The 17088-nt window shown below is 70.3% G+C and carries 13 protein-coding genes and 1 tRNA gene; 5 read left to right on the forward strand and 9 right to left on the reverse strand.

Annotated elements, in window-relative coordinates:
• Positions 1 to 5 precede the first annotated feature (5 nt).
• Positions 6 to 1691, forward strand: coding sequence for an NAD(P)/FAD-dependent oxidoreductase (locus ACVTJA_RS32250; RefSeq protein WP_465825386.1), 1686 nt, complete (start codon positions 6 to 8; stop codon positions 1689 to 1691).
• Positions 1692 to 1795: 104 nt separating this feature from the next.
• Here the strand turns inward: ACVTJA_RS32250 and ACVTJA_RS32255 are convergent, their stop codons facing one another.
• Entirely contained in the window at positions 1796 to 2911 is a 1116-nt protein-coding gene (locus ACVTJA_RS32255; RefSeq protein ID WP_465825387.1) for a glycosyltransferase family 9 protein, read from the reverse strand.
• A gap of 162 nt (positions 2912 to 3073) precedes the next feature.
• Positions 3074 to 3149 (reverse strand) — tRNA-Thr (locus ACVTJA_RS32260).
• A gap of 338 nt (positions 3150 to 3487) precedes the next feature.
• Between ACVTJA_RS32260 and ACVTJA_RS32265 the strand changes: the two genes are divergently transcribed.
• Positions 3488 to 5038 carry a Glu/Leu/Phe/Val family dehydrogenase gene (locus ACVTJA_RS32265; protein WP_465825388.1) on the forward strand — a complete coding sequence of 517 codons (1551 nt, stop codon included), beginning with the start codon at positions 3488 to 3490 and terminating at the stop codon, positions 5036 to 5038.
• A 194-nt stretch (positions 5039 to 5232) separates the two neighbouring features.
• On the opposite strand, the gene ACVTJA_RS32270 is transcribed toward ACVTJA_RS32265, so the two are convergent.
• On the reverse strand, positions 5233 to 5592 hold the full coding sequence (locus ACVTJA_RS32270) for a PilZ domain-containing protein (protein ID WP_465825389.1): 360 nt from the start codon (positions 5590 to 5592) through the stop codon (positions 5233 to 5235).
• 173 nt (positions 5593 to 5765) lie between these two features.
• Between ACVTJA_RS32270 and ACVTJA_RS32275 the strand changes: the two genes are divergently transcribed.
• Positions 5766 to 6404 carry a DUF6066 family protein gene (locus ACVTJA_RS32275; RefSeq protein ID WP_465825390.1) on the forward strand — a complete coding sequence of 213 codons (639 nt, stop codon included), beginning with the start codon at positions 5766 to 5768 and terminating at the stop codon, positions 6402 to 6404.
• 45 nt (positions 6405 to 6449) lie between these two features.
• Here the strand turns inward: ACVTJA_RS32275 and ACVTJA_RS32280 are convergent, their stop codons facing one another.
• The 6 genes from ACVTJA_RS32280 to ACVTJA_RS32305 all read right to left on the reverse strand — a co-directional run bounded on the left by ACVTJA_RS32280 (position 6450) and on the right by ACVTJA_RS32305 (position 12621).
• On the reverse strand, positions 6450 to 7862 hold the full coding sequence (locus ACVTJA_RS32280) for a trypsin-like peptidase domain-containing protein (RefSeq protein WP_465825391.1): 1413 nt from the start codon (positions 7860 to 7862) through the stop codon (positions 6450 to 6452).
• 103 nt (positions 7863 to 7965) lie between these two features.
• Positions 7966 to 8604 (reverse strand): nucleotide exchange factor GrpE, encoded by a 639-nt coding sequence (locus ACVTJA_RS32285; RefSeq protein ID WP_465825392.1) that lies wholly within the window; start codon positions 8602 to 8604, stop codon positions 7966 to 7968.
• 102 nt (positions 8605 to 8706) lie between these two features.
• Complete coding sequence (locus ACVTJA_RS32290) at positions 8707 to 8952, reverse strand: RNA polymerase sigma factor region1.1 domain-containing protein (protein ID WP_206726885.1); 246 nt, start codon at positions 8950 to 8952, stop codon at positions 8707 to 8709.
• Between the two features lie 108 nt (positions 8953 to 9060).
• Complete coding sequence (gene ftsH / locus ACVTJA_RS32295) at positions 9061 to 11103, reverse strand: ATP-dependent zinc metalloprotease FtsH (protein ID WP_465825393.1); 2043 nt, start codon at positions 11101 to 11103, stop codon at positions 9061 to 9063.
• 173 nt (positions 11104 to 11276) lie between these two features.
• Positions 11277 to 12212 (reverse strand): hypothetical protein, encoded by a 936-nt coding sequence (locus ACVTJA_RS32300; protein WP_465825394.1) that lies wholly within the window; start codon positions 12210 to 12212, stop codon positions 11277 to 11279.
• Position 12213: 1 nt separating this feature from the next.
• Positions 12214 to 12621: a (deoxy)nucleoside triphosphate pyrophosphohydrolase gene (locus ACVTJA_RS32305; RefSeq protein WP_465825395.1), complete on the reverse strand. Its 408-nt coding sequence runs from the start codon at positions 12619 to 12621 to the stop codon at positions 12214 to 12216.
• Positions 12622 to 12855: 234 nt separating this feature from the next.
• Here ACVTJA_RS32305 and ACVTJA_RS32310 point away from each other — a divergent pair, with 234 nt between their 5' ends.
• The gene (locus ACVTJA_RS32310; protein WP_465825396.1) at positions 12856 to 13128 is read left to right on the forward strand and encodes a helix-turn-helix domain-containing protein; all 273 of its coding nucleotides are present in this window, start codon (positions 12856 to 12858) and stop codon (positions 13126 to 13128) included.
• 122 nt (positions 13129 to 13250) lie between these two features.
• Positions 13251 to 17081, forward strand: coding sequence for a serine/threonine-protein kinase (locus ACVTJA_RS32315; protein ID WP_465825397.1), 3831 nt, complete (start codon positions 13251 to 13253; stop codon positions 17079 to 17081).
• The last annotated feature ends 7 nt before the right edge of the window (positions 17082 to 17088 follow it).

Raw genomic sequence — 17088 nt, forward strand, 5'->3', positions numbered from 1 at the left:
ACACAGTGACTTCATCAGCGGAATGCGTGGTGATTGGCAGTGGGCTGGCGGGCACCGTCATGGCGCTGTGCCTGGCCCGCTGTGGCGTGAAGACCCTGGTGCTCGAGGAGAAGAGCCATCCTCGCTTCGCCATCGGCGAGTCCACCGTGCCCACCACCACGCTGGGCTTCGACCATCTCGCCCGCACGTATGACGTGCCCGAACTGCGCCTCGCGTCCCACTACCTCGAGACCAAGCAGGTAGGCATCGCCTCGTGGCCCAAGCAGTCCTTCTGGTTCGGCCACCACCGGCCCGGCGAGGCGATGGTGCGCGGCGAGCAACTGCTGCTGGACTCCCCCGGGCTGCCCACGGGTCCGGACGCCCACCTGCTGCGCGCCGACCTGGACGGGTACCTGGCCTCGTGCCTGCCGCGCTACGGCGTGGAGCACCGGACGCACACCACGGTCATCGCCTTCGAGCCGGACGCCACGGGCGCCACGCTGAAGCTCCGCGGCGGGGAGGGCCCGGCGGAGGTGCGCGCGCGCTTCGTGGTGGACTGCTCGGGCCACGCGTCGTTCCTGGCCCGCCACTTCCAGCTCCGCGAGGCCACGCCCAGCCTCCGCAACAACACCCGTGGCATCTACGCCCACTTCGCGGACGTGCCATTCCTGGAGGACGTGCTGGGCTCCCCGGAGCCGCGTTTCGTGTGCAGCCGCGACTCCGGCACCCAGCACCACTTCTTCGATGGCGGCTGGTTCTGGGGCATCCGCTTCGACAACGGCACCATGAGCGTGGGGCTGGTGCTGGACCGTTCCATCCACCCGGACAACGACCTGGGCGCCGAGGAGGAGTTCCGCCTCTTCGTCGAGCGCTTCCCCACGGTGCGCGCGCACCTGGGCACCATGCGCCCCATCCGGCCGTTCGTGAAGACGGGACGGATGCAGTTCAGCTCGCGCTCCATACTGGGCGAGCGCTTCATGCTGACGCCGCACGCGTCGGGGTTCGTGGATCCGCTCTTCAGCTCCGGCATGGACCTGACGCTGGCCTTCGCGGGGCGAGCGGTTCCCGCCCTCCTGAAGGCGTTCGCGGAGGATGACTTCGCGCCCGCGCGCTTCGCCGCGCTGGACACGACGTACACGGCGGAGCTGGACCTGGTGGACCTGATGGTCTCCGGCCTCTACCGCGCCTCCTACAACTTCGACGTCTTCAAGCAGTACTGGCGCACGTGGGTGTACGCCTCGGGCCTGCAGTACTTCGCCTCGCTGTCGTGCCCGCCCGACTCGCCGCACGGGCCTTTCGGGCACTACGGCGGGACGGTGGCGGGCTGGAAGCAGCACCTCCAGGCCATGCACGCGTGCGTCTCGGCCTCGCGCGCGGAGCCGCCGGAGAAGACGGCCCGCACCCTCAAGGAGATGATGGACAGGCTGGTGGAGCCATTCGACCCGGAGCTGTCCAACTGGGAGATTGGCTCCGCGGAGGTCTGCCGGCCGGTGGCGCGCAAGCCCACCCTCCAGTGGTTCCGCGACCTGGTGCCCACGGTGCCGGAGCTGGCGCTGCGCTCCAACCCCGAGTGGCTCCGCGCCTACGAGCAGCGCGAGGCCGAGCGCAAGGCCTCGCTCGAGGCGCGGTACGCCGAGTCGAAGCAGCAGGGCACGCGCTTCCACAAGGACGTGGACATGATGCGCCGGTACCAGCGCTTCGCGACACGCTGACCGGCGCGCCCCTGGGTTCGGGAGCTCGCCGTGGGGACGCTACCGCCGCTCCAGAAAGGCCAACGCCTGGGAGATGGCAGACCTCATGCGGCCCTCGCGGCGCGTCAGGAAGCCCCTCGTGCGCCGCGGGTGGCCGGTCCATGGCTCATGCGCTCCCCCCAATGAGGTGGCCGGCCGCGGACTCCCGCGCTGGCAGCGGCCAGGCGTGGGCGCGCATGCGCCTCGGCCATCTGCTCCAGCGCCTCGAGCACCGGCCCCTCCTGGATGAGCTCCATGGGCCCGTCGACCTTGACGCAGCGGTGCGGACCGAAGCGGAATCCCCACCGGGTGCTCGGGGTCGGTCCAAACAAGCCGACCGCGGGGACCCGGAAGAGGTCCGCCGCGTGCAGCATGCACGAATCCACCCCGAGGAAGAGGTCGGCATTCGCCACGATGGACATCGCCACCCCGAGCGAGGCGCCGGAACACTGCAGCACCCGGTCACCGTGACGGTCGAGCTCCAGCTCCAGGGGATGGTAGTCCACCACCAGGACGAGGTACTCCGGGTGCTTGTCTAGGAAGGCCTCCAGCACGCGCTGGAACCGCTCCACCGGCCAGCGCCTCGGCGCCGCGGATGGCTCCGTGTGCAAGGCCAGCACTCTCGCCTCGGGCGGAACGGCGGACATGATTTGTGCGGTGAGCTCCCGGTCCGCCTCGGGCAGGAGGGGGGGCTGCGAGAAGTCCTCCAGCCTCAGCCTGCGGTCCAACCGCCGGACGAGATCGAAGGCCTGTTGCTTCGCATTCCGCCACTGGGTCAGCCGCAGGTGGGACTCGAACTCGGGAAAGTGCCCGAGCGTCTTCGCCCCCGGAAAGCATTGCATCAGCTTCCGCACGTCGTCGGACCACCAGCCGTTGAACGAAACGAAGAGGTCGCACTCGCCTATCGCCCGGGCCACGTCGCGGGGCTCGAACCGAGGAATGCGATCCGTGACCTTCCAGGGGCAGGGGTGGAAGGCCTTGAGCGGAAGGTCCGAGCAGAACAGCGAGTCATCGCCAGGCGTGCCAACCAGCGTGACGCGATACGGATAGAGGCTGCACAGCGCGCGGAGCGCGGGCAGGACGATGAGCCGGTCCCCGACGGCATTGAGGTGGAGGACCACCGGGGCACGCAGCGAGCGCCACGCCCGCTTTTCCTTCAGGAAGGACGCAACGGAGTACACGCTGCGGCGGAGGAAGTTCACGGCTGGTTTCTACCCCAGGCGAGACACCCCCCAACAAGCGCCCTGTCCAGACAAAGTCATGTAAAAGACGAATAGACGGAATTCCGCCGTACTTCAGGATTCCCAGCGGGCCCAAACGAAAAAGGCCGGCTGCCACAGGGGCAACCGGCCTTCTTGCTGTTCTGGAGCCGACACCCGGATTTGAACCGGGGACCTACTGATTACGAATCAGTTGCTCTACCAACTGAGCTATGTCGGCGAAACGAAAGTGGGCGCGAAGTACCATGGGGTTTGCGGGCCGGCAAGGACAATTGATCAGCCCCGCTCTTTTGCACCGCCAGTCCTGCTCTTCTGCTCCCCCAGCCACCCTGCTTTTCGTGGATCCACAGCCTGTCCACTGTGACAGCGATGACACACCGCGTCCGACCCTGGTGACACAGCGCGTTGCCATAAGTGCCCGTCATCTCTCCACATTCCTGAGGAAGAGTGGACGCTCCGCGCGGTTGAATCCTCCGAGCGGCTATGCACATAAGGGCCGCCATTCCCGAGTGCCTCGCCACCACACCCCGGTGGGGCCCACAAGGAGCGTTTCTCGTCATGGCCAGCGAAGAGAACTTCATGCGCGCCCCGGCGCCGTCGCCGAAGCGCACCGTCTACACGGAGGCGATGGAGATCTTCCATCGTGCCGCGGACCTCATCAAGCTGGACAAGCGCGTCCGCCTCGAGCTCGAGGAGCCCGACTACGAGCACATCTTCTACGTCACGGCGAAGCTGAAGGACCGCCTCGTCCCCCTCGTTCCCGAGAAGGCGAAGTCCTTCTCCGACCTGCCCGAGACGCAGGTGCGCAACAAGGAGGGCCTGGAGCTGCTGGCCAACGGCAGCATCATCCTCAACGGCCGCGCCCTGCTCGGCTCCGACGTGGCCATCCGCCAGGGCCACCTCCGCCTGCCGGACGGCAAGGTGTACCAGCTCGTCCCCGGTGAATCTCAGCGCTTCAAGGCCTACCGCGTCCAACACAACCAGGCCCGTGGCCCCTACAAGGGCGGCCTGCGCTATCACCGCGAAGTCTCGCTGGACCTCTTCAAAGCGCTCGCCGCGGAGATGACCTGGAAGACGGCCATCAGCGAGGTCCCGTTCGGCGGCGGCAAGGGCGGCATCCAGATCGACCCGCGCGAGTACGGCCGGGAGGAGATCGAGGCCATCACCCTGCGCTTCATGTACCGGCTCAAGAGCCTCATCGGGCCGAACATCGACATCCCGGCGCCGGACGTGGGCACCAACCCGGACATCATGGCGCTGCTGTACCGCCAGTTCTCCGACGGTGAGCGCGAGCGCCACAACCTGCGCGGCATCGTCACCGGCAAGGACGTGCGCATCGGTGGCTCCGAGGGCCGCGGCAAGGCCACCGGCCAGGGCGTCGCCTTCTGCATCGAGGACTACTACGCCGACCGCGGCGAGTCCGTGAAGGGCAAGACGTTCACCCTCCAGGGCTTCGGCAACGTGGGCAGCCACGCCGCCCTCATCCTTGGCAACGCGGGCGCCCGCCTCCTGGCTGTGAACGACGCCGACGGCACCATCTACAACGGCGATGGCATCGACGTGAACGCGCTGGCCGCCTACGTGGCCGACCCGAAGAACCTCAAGCGCAGCGTGCTCGGCTTCCCCGGCGCCCAGAAGATCGAGAAGAAGGACCTCTGGGACGTCCAGGCCGACATCCTCATCCCCGCCGCGCTGGGTGGCGAAATCACCGCGGACGTCGCCGAGCGCCTCAAGGTGAAGCTCATCGCCGAGGGCGCCAACGGCCCCACCACCCCCGAGGCCGACCGCGTCCTCCAGAAGCGCGGCATCGAGATGATCCCCGACATCATCGCCAACGCCGGCGGCGTGACGGTGTCCTACTACGAGTGGATCCAGAACAAGCGCATGGAGCGCTGGAGCGAGGCCGAGGTCGACCAGCGCCTCGAGCGCGCCATGAAGCGCAACTACCGCATCATCCGCGACATCTCGCGCAACCAGCCGCGCAAGACGGAGATGCACGACAGCCGCCAGTACTGCATCGGCGAGCCCGTGGACACCCGCTGCGCCGCCATGATCCTGGCGCTCAAGCGCATCGAGGCCCACTACCTCCTCGAGGGCTTCTCGCAGTAGTCCCGGCGCTTCAACGCCCGCTGTAACGACGAAGGGCACGGCCTCCAGTTTCCGGAGGACGTGCCCTTTGTGTTTTCAAGGCCCTGCGAAGGGTGGCTCGTACGGCCCCCGCGGTTCCGGGAGCGACGGCCGTCGAGCCCCTCACGGGCCCCGGAGCGCGCTCAGCGCGCTCAGTGCACGGTACCCGGCGCGCTTCAGTGCATCACGCGCTCGCGGTCCACGAGGAGCAGCGGCGCGTCGTCCTGCGTCTCGTAGGCGACGATTCGCAGCCCCACGCCGCGGCTGCTGCCCTCGCGCCCGTCCTTCCGCCCGAAGGCCAGGGCCACCTGGTAGCGGACCTCGCACAGGCAGGTCATCTCGGTGCCGTCCTCGCCGGCGAAAGTCACCTTGAGCTTCTCGCCCAGGCCCACCGAGTCGCGCACCTCCACGAACATGCCCCGAGCGCTGATGTTGCGCCCCACCCCCCGCATCATTCCGTCCTGGGTGGTGAGGTACACGGTGAAGACCTTGTCGAAGCGAAGGTGGCTGCGGCGCTCTTGAGGACGCTCGAACACTGGGGGATGCCTCCCGGAACAGGTGGTGACAGGCACACCCTACATGGTAGCCACATGTAGGCAAGTTCTTCACCCGTAGCTACCTGAGACCACCTGTTGAAAGACGAGTGCCCGGGGCACGGGGCGGTGGCACCATGCCGGGCCTGAACCCGCCTTCCCTGGAGTCCCCCCTCGTGAGCCGCTTCCTCGTCGCCGCCGTTTCCCTCCTCCTTCCCGCGCTGGCCCTGGCCGACGTGGACGCCCGCTTCGCGAAGCTGCGCGACGAGTCCGAGGCCCTGGGCGGGCTGGGGGCCTTCCTGGAGAAGTACATCGGCGCGTGCGAGGGGGCCTTCGTGGACCCTCAGTGCAAGTCGAACGCGGAGGCCTTCCGGAAGAAGTACCAAGGCAAGCGCCTCTACATGATTGTCACCGAGGACGACGCCACCATGCTGTCCCCCGGGGGGTACGCGCCGGGCACGGGTGACTACACCATCAACATCACCCCGTTCTTCCCGGGCGGCCGCTACGCCCTCACCCACGGCGCGCCGAAGAAGACGGACCCCAACGGCAACCCGGTGCTGCCCTTCCTCACCGTCACCGGCACGGTGCCGGAGGGGTGGAACGCGTCGCTGTTCAACCGCCTCTTCGCCATGCGCGGGGTGCGCGCGCAGGTGGTCTTCACGCCGCAGGGCGTGTGGAGCCTGCCCAAGAAGGGCGGCGGGAAGAACTTCGGCGTCACCGCCCGCATCGAGGGCATCCTCGTCAGCGAGGGGCGTACGGGCCAGCAGCTCGGCCTGTGGCTCAACGGCAAGGACGCCAACGCCGGCAAGTAGTGGAAGTGCCCCGGGAGGCGGAGGCGGAAGACTCCCCGCCCCCGCTCACCGGGCGATGGCCAGGTACTGGAGCGCGTCGCCCCGCTTCACCCTCAGGAGGATGCTGGCCCCGGCGCTCCCCTTCGCGAGCGCCGCGCCCACGCCGGCCGCGTCCTTCACCCGGCGCCGGTTCACCTCCGTCACCACGTCGCCCGCGCGCAGGCCGGCCTCGTCCGCCGGGCTGCGCGGCGTGACGCTGGCCACCAGCGCCCCGGACCAGGCCTCCGCGCCCATGGGCGCGGCCACCTCGGGAGTGAGGTCCACCAGCGTCAAGCCCAAATCCCGCTCGCTGGAGGTGCGCTGGCTGAGCCCTTCGGTGGCCTCCTTGGCGGGCCGGGCGATGAGCCGCGCCGTGACTTCCTTCGTCACGCCCCCGCGCTGCAGCGTCAGCCGCGCCTCGGTGCCGGGCGCCAGCAGCGCCACCTTGCGCAACAGCTGCAGGTACGAGCCGATGGCGCGCCCGTTCACCGCCACCACCCTGTCTCCGGGACGGATGCCAGCGGTGTCGGCCGGGCTGCTCTTGTAGACGTCCTTCACCACCAGGGCGCGCCGCTCGCCGTCGGTGCCGTCGTCGTTGATGGCCACGCCCAGCCAGCCGCGCTCCAGCTTCCCGTTCTCCCGCAGGTTGGGCAGCAGGTCCTTCACCAGGTTGATGGGCACCGCGAAGCCGATGCCCTGCCCCTGGCTGATGATGGCCGTCGTCACGCCCACCACCTCGCCCTTCATGTTGAAGAGCGGCCCGCCGGAGTTGCCGGGGTTGATGAGCGCGTCCGTCTGGATGAAGTCGTCGAACTGGCCCACGCCGAGGATGCGCTCCTTGGCGGAAATCATCCCGTGCGCCACCGAGTGGTCCAGGCCGAACGGGTTGCCGATGGCCACCACCCAGTCCCCCACCTCCAGCCTGTCCGAGTCCCCGAGGTACAGCGCCGGCAGGTTGCCCAGGCCCTCGCCGGACAGCCGCAGCAGCGCCACGTCCGTGGAGGCGTCGCGGCCCACCACCTCGGCGGCGAACTCACGCCCGTCCGCCAGGCGCACGGCAATCTGCCGCGCCCCGGCCACCACGTGGTTGTTGGTGACGACGAGCCCGTCCGGCGTCAGCACGAAGCCGGAGCCGGTGGCCTTCTTCATCCCCCCGAGCCCGCTGTCGCGCAGGGCCACGGTGGTGATGTTGACCACGCCCGCCTCCACCGCGCGGATGAGCGGGGCCAGCGACGTGGGGGGCACGAAGTCGGGGAGCCCCTTGTCCTCCGGGGCGCGCTCCCGCCACAGCCCGAGGGCGCCGGGGCGGCCCTCTCCGGAGGCCTGGGCGGCGTACCAGGCGGTGTGCTCGCGCACTCGCGCCTGGAGCCATGAGTCGAGCGGACCCTCGTCGGCGCGCGCCGCGGGGGCGAGCGCCAGCACGAGGAGGACGGGGAGCATTCGGGAGAGCACGGAGGGGCAGCTTATACAGCGGGCCATGGCGTTCGGGGCCAACAGCGGCCCCGCCCGCTCCCTTCCCGTGCGGAGAATGCGCCCGCCGCCCTCAGGCCTGGGCCGGGGCCACGTACTTGGCCACCTTGACCCGGGCGGGGCGGATGATGCGGTCCTTCAGCCGGTAGCCGGCGCGCACCTCGGCGATGACACGCTGGTCCTCGTCCGGGCTGGTGGTGATTTCCATGTCCGCGGCCTCGGCCACGTTGGGGTCGAACGTCTGCCCCACCACCTGGATGCGCTCGATGCCGGTCCCCTGCACCTTGGCCAGCAGCGCGTCGCGAATCATCCGCACGCCCTGCGCCAGGGGGGACGTGTCCTGGCCGCTCGCCGACAGGCAGCGGTCCAGCTCGTCGATGGCCTCCAGCAGCGTGGTGGCCACGTTGCCGCGCTCCACGTCCATCATCCGCTCACGCTCGCGGGTGATGCGCTGCTTGAACTCCTCGCGGTCCCGGTTGACCTCCTGGTAGGCGCGGGCGAGCTGGTCGTACTTCTTCCGGGTGGCGTCCAGCTCCGCCAGCAGCCGCTCCTTCTCCGGGTCAGCCTTCGGAGCCTGGGCCCCCGCGGCGCTCGCTTCGGCGCCCTGCTGCTGCTGCGAAGAGGGCTCCCCGGAGGCCGGGCCATTCCCACCGTTGGCGGTCTGGGCCTGCTGCGTTTCGGGGTTTGCGTCGGTGCGGGGATTGCCGTCCATGTCGAAGAACCTGAGGCGATGGGAGGTGCGCGCGTGCGCGTAGGGGTTGGTTTGTGCCCCGAACGTAACCGCGAGCGCGCACCTGTCAACGCGCGGGAAGCGTTAGTGCTCCTGGGGTGCGTGGGGCGCCTCGGCCATGAAGCCGTGGTCCACCTGGCCCGTCACCTCGTCGATGATTTCCACCTGCGCGGCGCGCAGCGAATAGTAGAGGAGCCACCGCTCCGCCGCCGTCAGGGTGCCCGCGGGCAGCGCTTCCTCAATCTCCTGGACGGTGAGCCGTCCCTCCTTGAGTCCCTTCGCGAAAAGGGTCTTCCGGGCCACGTAGCTCTTGCCGATCCTGTTCTCCACGGCGACGCCTCCTTTCGCGCAAAGATAATTTCGCCCACCGGACACCGCAGGCGACCGCGGCGTCGGTGGGCGGATGGACGGAAGCAGGGCAGGCGTCCAGGCGTCCCGTTATGAATCCAGGGACGACTTGGGCGTGCGGGCGTGCTGCGTGGGAGGCGCCGGCTCCTCGCCCTCCCCCACGCCCACGGGGTGCGCGGAAATCACCGTGCGCGCCTCCGGGTGGAGCAGGCCGCGCTGGGCCACCACCTTGGGGCCGAGGATGATGGTCATCGCGTCCTCCTCGATGACCTCCGTGGCCAGCAGCCGGGCCGCCACGGCCTGCACCTTGTCCTTGTGGATGGTCAGCACCTCGCGTGCCCTGTCGAGCGCCTCGTTGACGAGCTTGCGGACCTCCTCGTCAATCATCCGCGCCGTCTGCTCCGAGTAGGTGCGCGATTCGGGAATGCCGGCGGAGCGCAGGAAGGCCGGCCCGTGGTCGGCGCCGAGCGCCACGGGGCCCAGCGTGCTCATGCCGTAGTCGCGCACCATCATCCGGGCCATCTCCGTGGCCTGCCGGATGTCATTGGCGGCACCGGTGGAAATCTCGCCGATGAAGATTTCCTCCGCCGCGCGGCCGCCCATCATTCCCGCCATCTTGTCGCGCAATTCGTCCAGCGACATGAGGTAGCGGTCCTCCAGCGGCAGCGACATGGTGTAGCCCAGCGCCGCGAGGCCGCGGGGGATGATGGACACCTTCGTCACCCGCTCCGCGTACGGCATCATCCAGCCCACCACCGCGTGGCCCGCCTCGTGGTGAGCGACGATTTCCTTCTCGCGCTCGTTCATGCGGCGGTTCTTCTTCTCCAGGCCCGCGACGACGCGCTCAATCGCCTCCTCGAAGTCCGCCCGCATCACCGCGTCGCGGTTGCGGCGCGCGGCGAGCAGCGCGGCCTCGTTGACCACGTTGGCCAGGTCCGCGCCGGCGAAGCCCGGCGTGCGGGACGCAATGGACTTGAGGTCCACGTCCGGCCCCAGCTTCACGCCGCGCGAGTGGATTTCCAGCACGCGCTCGCGGCCCCGCTTGTCCGGCCGGTCCACCAGCACCTGCCGGTCGAAGCGGCCCGGGCGCAACAGCGCGCTGTCCAGGATTTCGGGCCGGTTCGTGGCCGCGAGGATGATGAGGCCCGCGCGGCTGTCGAAGCCGTCCATCTCCGCCAACAACTGGTTGAGCGTCTGCTCGCGCTCGTCATGGCCGCCGGCCACGCCCGCGTTGCGGCTCTTGCCGATGGCGTCCAGCTCGTCGATGAAGATGATGCACGGGGCCTTCGCCGTGGCCTGCGCGAACAAATCACGGACACGCGCGGCGCCCACGCCGACGAACATCTCCACGAACTCGGAGCCGGAGAGGCTGAAGAAGGGCACGCCCGCCTCGCCCGCCACCGCGCGCGCCAGCAGCGTCTTGCCGGTGCCCGGCGGGCCCACGAGCAGCACGCCCTTCGGAATCCGGCCACCCAGGCGGCGGAACTTCTCCGGCGTCTTGAGGAACTCGACGATTTCGCGCAGCTCGTCCACGGCCTCGTCGACGCCGGCCACGTCCTTGAAGCCCACGCCGGTGTCGGCCTCGGCCTGCACCTTGGCGCGCGTCTTCCCGAAGCTCATGACGCTCTGCGGGCCCTGGCCAATGCCGCCGGCCATCCTCCGCATCATGAAGCTCCAGAAGAAGATGAAGAGGCCCAGGGGCACCAGCCATATCCACAGCGCCTCGCCGAGGCCGGACTGCGGCACCGCCTCGTACTGGATGCCCTTCTCCTGGAGGAGGTTGACGAGTCCCTCGTCACCGGGGACGCGGTATGCCATCCACGGCAGGGCGCTGGGCTCACTGCGCAGCGCGCGGTCCCCCGTCGAGGATGGAGGCGGCTGCGCCGCGGCCGTGTCCTTGAGGAAGCCCTTCACCCACTCGTTGGAAATCTGGACGCGGCTGAAGTTGCCGGCCTCCACCGCGTCGCGGAACTGGCTGTAGCTCACGCGCCGCACGCCCGCGTCCTGGAAGACGTTGCGGAACAGCAGGAAGCCCAGGACCAGCAACAAGATGTAGCCCAGCGGTGAGCCGAGCTTGAAGCCCCGCCCCGGTGTCGGCGTTGGCTTGTCCGTCTTCTTTCCGCGCGGGGCCATACCCGGCGGCAAATCCTGTGGCTTCATCGTCGGCACGCTCGCCCTCCCCCTCCCACTCACAGGGACACCTTGCCCATGTGGGGGCGCCCTGGCTGTGGCCAAAGATGTTCACCAAGGCCAAACCGTCAACCCGGCAGGCGGCCTTCAGGGGCAGGGCAGACCTTTGCGGTGGATCAGCGACATCCCACGACGTAGAGCGGTTGACTGGTGAACTCCGAGCCCAGCAGGTAGCCGTTGCCGTCCTGTAGAAAGGTAATGGCCTCCGCCTGAGCCTGGCTTGCACCCGGCACTTCGACCACCTGCCCCGCGAGGAGGTCTTCCAGGCGGGCGGCGCCCGGCTGTCGCACCTCCCACACGCGGGTGTAGGTGCGCAGCAGCAGCCGCTGGCCGGACGGGTGGAGGGCCGCGGCGGTGGTGGCTCCGTCCAGCCCTTCGGGCACCTCCAGGTTCCGCAGCTTCGTGGCTTTGATTGTCGCCCCCGGCTTCAGCCCATCCAGCGCGAAGACGCCTCCCAGCGAGCCGGGCGTCTTGGTGATGACGGCCAGCCGCCCCGAGCGCGCATCGATGACGAGCGACTCCGCGTCGTGGGGCTCGTCGGGGTACGTGAAGGACAGCACCTCCACCGGCACGGTGGCGTTGGCGAGCGCCTCCGGCTCCGGCAGCCGGTAGATGCGCACCACGTCGCGGCGCTCGAAGTTGTCGCCGATGTCCGCCAGGAAGACGCACGGGCGCGAGTCCCCCGGAGCGCACGGCCCGACGGCCACGTCCTCCACGTCGCGGGGCTCGGCGCCGGTGAGCGTCAGCGTCGCGCGGACGGCGCCGGTGTCGTCGATGGCGAACACCTGGAAGGCATTGCCGGAGTCGTTGTGCGCCCAGAAGACACCGGGGTGGCGCTGGCTGGCGGCGAGGCCGGACAACTCGGGCAGCACGTCCGGCACGGTGCCCGTCTGCCGGGGCTCGCCGTAGAGGGTGCAACCAGGCACGCCGGCCGCGGGCAGCTGGGAGCCGGCATCCGCCGAGACCTCAGGAGGCGGGACGGGCTTGGAGCGCGAGCAGGCGCCGAGCGCGCCCGCGAGCAGGGCCAGGGCCAGCGCCAGTCGAGGCGACACGTCAGGAGTCCAGGTCGAGCAGCTTCGCCAGCGTCTTGGCGTCGGCGTCCGGGAAGCGGTAGGCCGCCATCTCCTCCAGCGTCACCCAGCGGTGGTCGTGCACGCGCAGGTGGCGGATGTTCTGCTCGGGCTCGGCCAGCCGGCAGTGGAAGACGCGGAAGTCGATGTCGTACGTCGGGTACTCGTGGCGGGTGTGCATGGCCTGCTCGAGCACGTGCACGGCCACGCCCATCTCCTCTTGAATCTCCCGGGCCAGGGCGGTGGCATCGTCCTCGCCCTCCTCCACGCGCCCGCCGGGGAACTCCCACAACAGGGGCAGCGAAGCGGTGGGAGGGCGCTGGGTGATGAGGTAGCGCCCCCCGTCGTTCTGGAGCATTGCACCGACGACGCGGACGTGGCGACGGGCCATTCGCTTCTCCTGTCTCCTGCCCAGGGGGATACCGGGGAGGGGCGACCTAACACACCCCCCGGAGCCAATGCCACAGGCCCCTACCGCCAGCGTGCACACGGCGTGGCGGGGCGGCCAGTCCCCGAGTCCGGGCCGCACATTTCCCGGGGACGGAAGGGGGGCTTGCGCGCGGCCCCGGGGCCCTGGCGCAGTGTTGGAGGCCATGCGTCGGGCCGGGGCCATGTGGTGAATTGGATGACGGACGGACCGGATGGCGTCATGCTCGGGGCCATGAACACGAGTCGGAGGGAAAGGGCCGAGGTGCTCGGCGCGGCACTGAAGGCCGCCCGCCAGCAGGCGGGGCTCGGCATGGAGGAGGTCGCCGAGCGGCTGGAGATTCCCGTGGAAGTCCTCGCGCGCGTAGAGCGGGGCGTCATGGTGCCCACCATCTCCACGCTGACGCGGCTGTGTGTGATCCTGAAGCTGGACCCGGACACGCTGCCCGACCTGCCGGAGATGTCGGACTGACTTCTCCCGGGTGGGGCCCTGCCCTTCCCTCTCCGTGAAGCCGCGAGGCCGTGACGCAGGGCCTCCTTCCGTCCGCGCGGCGGACCGGAGAAGATTCTCCGAGTCAGGCGTTCTCGACTCGAATGCGCTGTCCCACCTGTCACCGCCGCGTGGCGGAGCGCTGCCCCCTCCACCCCTCGGCCGAGCCGCGTCCACCGATGGCCCCGGCCCCGCTGCCGGAGGTGACGGGCTTCACCGTGGGTGGTCCCCTGGGGCGCGGCGGTTTCGGGCGCGTGTTCTCCGCCCGCCGCGAGGATGACGGGCGCGAGGTGGCGCTCAAGGTGCTGGAGCCCCTGGCGAGCGAGCGGCTGGAGCGCGAGGTGGAGGCGCTGCGCCGCATCGGTCCACCCGCCGCACCGCGGCTGCTGGGCCAGGGGACGACGCGCGCGGGCGAGCCGCTGGTGGTGATGGAGCGCATCGACGGGCTCACGCTGGCGCGCAGGCTGGCGGAACTGCCCGGGCCGGGTGCGCTGCCATGGGGCGAGGCCGGGCCGCTCATGGTGGCGCTCGCGGAGGCGGTGGCGCATGTGCACGCGGTGGCCGTCGTGCATCGGGACCTCAAGCCGGAGAACGTGATGCTCGCCGGAGCGCGGCTCGTGCTCCTGGACTTCGGGCTGGCGCGGCTGGGGGCGACGGAGGACGCCGAGGCGCCCGCCGTCACGCTGACGCGCACGGGGCAGCGGCTGGGAACGCATGAGTACATGGCACCCGAGCAGTGCCGTGATGCACGGACCATCGATGCGCGCGCGGACCTGTACAGCCTCGGAGTGGTGTTCTTCGAATTGCTGTGCGGACGCCCGCCATTCGTGGGTGACACGGCGGCGGTGTTGCAGGCGCATGTGTCGCGCAGACCTCCGGCGCTGAGGGAGCTGGCGCCATGGCCAGTGCCCGCGCCGGTGGAAGCGCTCGTGCAGCGGTTGCTGGCGAAGGACCCGGAGGAACGGTTCCCGAGCGCGGCGGTCCTGGTGGAGGAGTTGCGGCGCGTGATGGACGCGGCGGCGCGGAGTGGAGAGGCGTCCGCGCCAGTGTCCTCGCGGGATGGAGTGGCCCATGCACCGGGGGCGCAGGGCCCGCGCGAAGTGGCGCTGCTCGGCGTGAAGACGTCGATGGATGCGCCGGCATTGGTTGCGCAGCTCGCGGCGTTCGGCGCGGAGCTGGCGCGGGTGGAAGCAGGACTGACTGTGTTCGCGTTTCCGCATGCGGCCGGTGTGGAGGCCGGACTGCGCGCGGCACTCAAGGCCGCTGAGTCACTGGGGCCGGTGCTTCCGTCCGGTTCGGAGCGCGCCATCCACTGCGCGCCGCTGCGCATCCGCGAGCGGGCCGGGAGGATGACGGTGGGCGGCGCGGCGCTGGAGCGCCCCGAGCGGTGGTGGCCCGCCCCCTCGTCCCTGCCCTCTTCCGTGCATGTCACGGAAGAGGCCCGTGCGCATCTGGGCAACACCGACGTGGGCCGCACACCCGCGGCGGAGGTGGTGCTGCCCACCATCGACACCGTCCTCGGCCGCGAGGCGGAGCTTTCCTGGCTGCGAGATGGCCTCACGCGAATCCGTGAGACGGGCGCGCCTGTACTGCGCACGCTGCTGGGTGAAGAAGGCCTGGGCAAGACGCGGCTGCTCACGGAATGGCACCGTGAGCTTCGGAACACGACAGGTGTCTCCGCCCTCTTCGTGGAGGCCCAGCCCGACGAAGGCAGCGCCAGCGAGAGCGGCCTGCGCAACCTCATCACCACCATTCTCGGCCTGCCGCCGACCACGCCTCCCGATGAGGCCGTTCGCCAGCTCCTCGCGAACGCCGGGCCCACCGCGCATCCCGCCGCGCGACGACAGCTCATCGCGCGTGCACTGGCCTCGCGGATGTGGCAGCTCGCGGCGGAGCGACCGTTCGTGCTGCTCGTGGACGACGCGCACACGCTGGACCCCACCGCGCTCGATGCGCTGGAGCTGGCGACGCTGGCCGGAGTCCATGCACCGCTCTGCGTGGTGCTCGCCGGACGGCATCGGCTGCTGGGTCTGCGTCCGTACTTGGGTGAGCGCGCAAGAGACTCCGCACAGTGGGACCTGCCTCCGCTGCGTGACGACGCGGCCCGCGAGCTGCTGCGCCAGCTCCTCAAGCCCGTGGACCTGCTGGCCGAAGGAGTCCTCCGCGAACTGGTGGACCGCTGTGGCGGCTCACCGCTGCGCATGCTGGAGACGGTGCGTGCCCTGCGAGCAGCCGGAGCCATCCGCGCCCAGGCGGGCGGAGGCAACTACCTCGCGGCGGACGCACTGCACGGACTGGCCGCGGACAGCCCGCGTCCGGACGAACGCCTCGCGGAGCGCAGTCTCGCGGCCCTGCCCTCGGGTCTGCGCTCCCTGCTCCAGGTGGCGGCGCTGCTCGGCGACGAGGTCCGCCTGGAGGAACTGTCCGCGACGCTCGCGCACCTGGAGTCGGACGACGCACTGGACCTGTCCCTGGACCCGGGCGTCGCGCTGGAGCGACTGTCGCGCGCGGGCATGTTGGAGCCGCGCGGCCCTCGACGTTGGCGCTTCGAGCACCCCACCCTGCGCGAGGCCTTTGGCGCACTGCTGCCCACGGCCCTGAAGCGGCGCATCTGTACGGCCGCACTGCGCGCCCTACCGGACGCGCCCGCCACGAGAAGGGCCCGGCTCGCCGAGGGCGCGGGAGATGTGCGGCAGGCACTCGCGCTCCACCACACGCTTGCAGAGTCCGGCCGCCGAGCCCACCGGCTGCTGGAAGCCGAGCGCCACTACTCCGCCGCGCTGGAGTTGCTGCCGCGAGGAGACGACGCCCTCCGTCTGGAGTTGCTGTCCGGCCGCGGGCGCGTGCGCTACCGCTTGCAGCGCATCGACGATGCCCTCGCGGACCTTCGCGCCGCACGTGCGCTCGCGGAGGCGCGCGGCGACGTGGTGCGCGAAGCGGACCTGTTGCTCGAAGAGGCCACCGCGCTCGACTGGCAGGATGACCCGGAGGGCTCCACGGCCCTGCTGGAGCAGGCCCTCCGCTGCCTCGGCGACGCTGTCCCTCCCGAGCTGGCCGCACGCCACGCACTGGCCAAGGCCCGCGTCGTCGTGAGGAGCGAGGACATCAGCGGCGCGGTGCCTCCCCTGGAGCGGGCCGTCGAAGCCGCACGTGCTGGAGGCGACGCGGAGACGGAGGCGATTGCGCTGTCCATGCTCGGAGCGATGCTCGCGTGGACGGGGCACCTGGAGGACGCGGCGAGGCGCTTCGATGAGGCGATTGCCCTCTGCGAATCCACCGGAGACACGTTGCACCTGGGCGTGGCCCTCAACAATCGCATGGTGTTGCATGTGCAACGCCGTGACGCGGCGGGCGCGAGGGCGGACCTGGAGCGCGCCGTGTCCCTCGGCCGCGAGCTGGGCAACGTGCAGATTGAGCGGACCTCGGCCTTCAACCTCGCGCTGCTGCTCGGCTACCAGGGGCGGGCCGCGGAGGCACTGCCCCTGGCCCGTCGCGCGGGAGTGCTCAGCCAGCGCTTCTTCCCGGGCTCCATGGCGCAGGACGCGCTGCTCGTGGCGCGCCTGTGCTGCGAGCTGGGCGACATGCCGGAGGCATCGCGCCAGCTCACCTGGCTGGAGGAACCCTCCACGCAATCGAGGCTCCTCCCCGGAGACCGGTTGATGCTGTCCGTGGTCCACCGCGTGGTGGGCGAAGCACGAGGCACGCAGTCCTATGCCGCGCCGGACTGGGCCGCGCTGGTGGAAGCCGCGCGCCAGCAGTCCACCCCGGACGAGCGCTTGGAGATCCTCGTCTGGGCCGCGCGAGCAGCAAGGGCCGCCGGAGACGACGCCACGGTCCGGGCCCGCGTGCAGGAGGTGGAAGCCACCGTGCACGAGGCGCCCCTCTGGACGGAGCGGGTGCGAGCACTCGCGCAGGAGGCACGCGAACCCTCCTGAGTGCCCC

The sequence above is a fragment of the Pyxidicoccus sp. M6 genome (genome assembly GCF_055568925.1).

Bases quoted from the DNA above. Each gene is read 5' to 3' on its own strand.
- ACVTJA_RS32265 (WP_465825388.1), top strand. From the start codon at position 3,488: ATGGCCAGCGAAGAGAACTTCATGCGCGCCCCGGCGCCGTCGCCGAAG.
- ACVTJA_RS32280 (WP_465825391.1), bottom strand. From the start codon at position 7,862: ATGCTCCCCGTCCTCCTCGTGCTGGCGCTCGCCCCCGCGGCGCGCGCC.
- ACVTJA_RS32285 (WP_465825392.1), bottom strand. From the start codon at position 8,604: ATGGACGGCAATCCCCGCACCGACGCAAACCCCGAAACGCAGCAGGCC.
- ftsH (WP_465825393.1), bottom strand. From the start codon at position 11,103: ATGGCCCCGCGCGGAAAGAAGACGGACAAGCCAACGCCGACACCGGGG.
- ACVTJA_RS32305 (WP_465825395.1), bottom strand. From the start codon at position 12,621: ATGGCCCGTCGCCACGTCCGCGTCGTCGGTGCAATGCTCCAGAACGAC.
- ACVTJA_RS32310 (WP_465825396.1), top strand. From the start codon at position 12,856: ATGACGGACGGACCGGATGGCGTCATGCTCGGGGCCATGAACACGAGT.
- ACVTJA_RS32315 (WP_465825397.1), top strand. From the start codon at position 13,251: ATGCGCTGTCCCACCTGTCACCGCCGCGTGGCGGAGCGCTGCCCCCTC.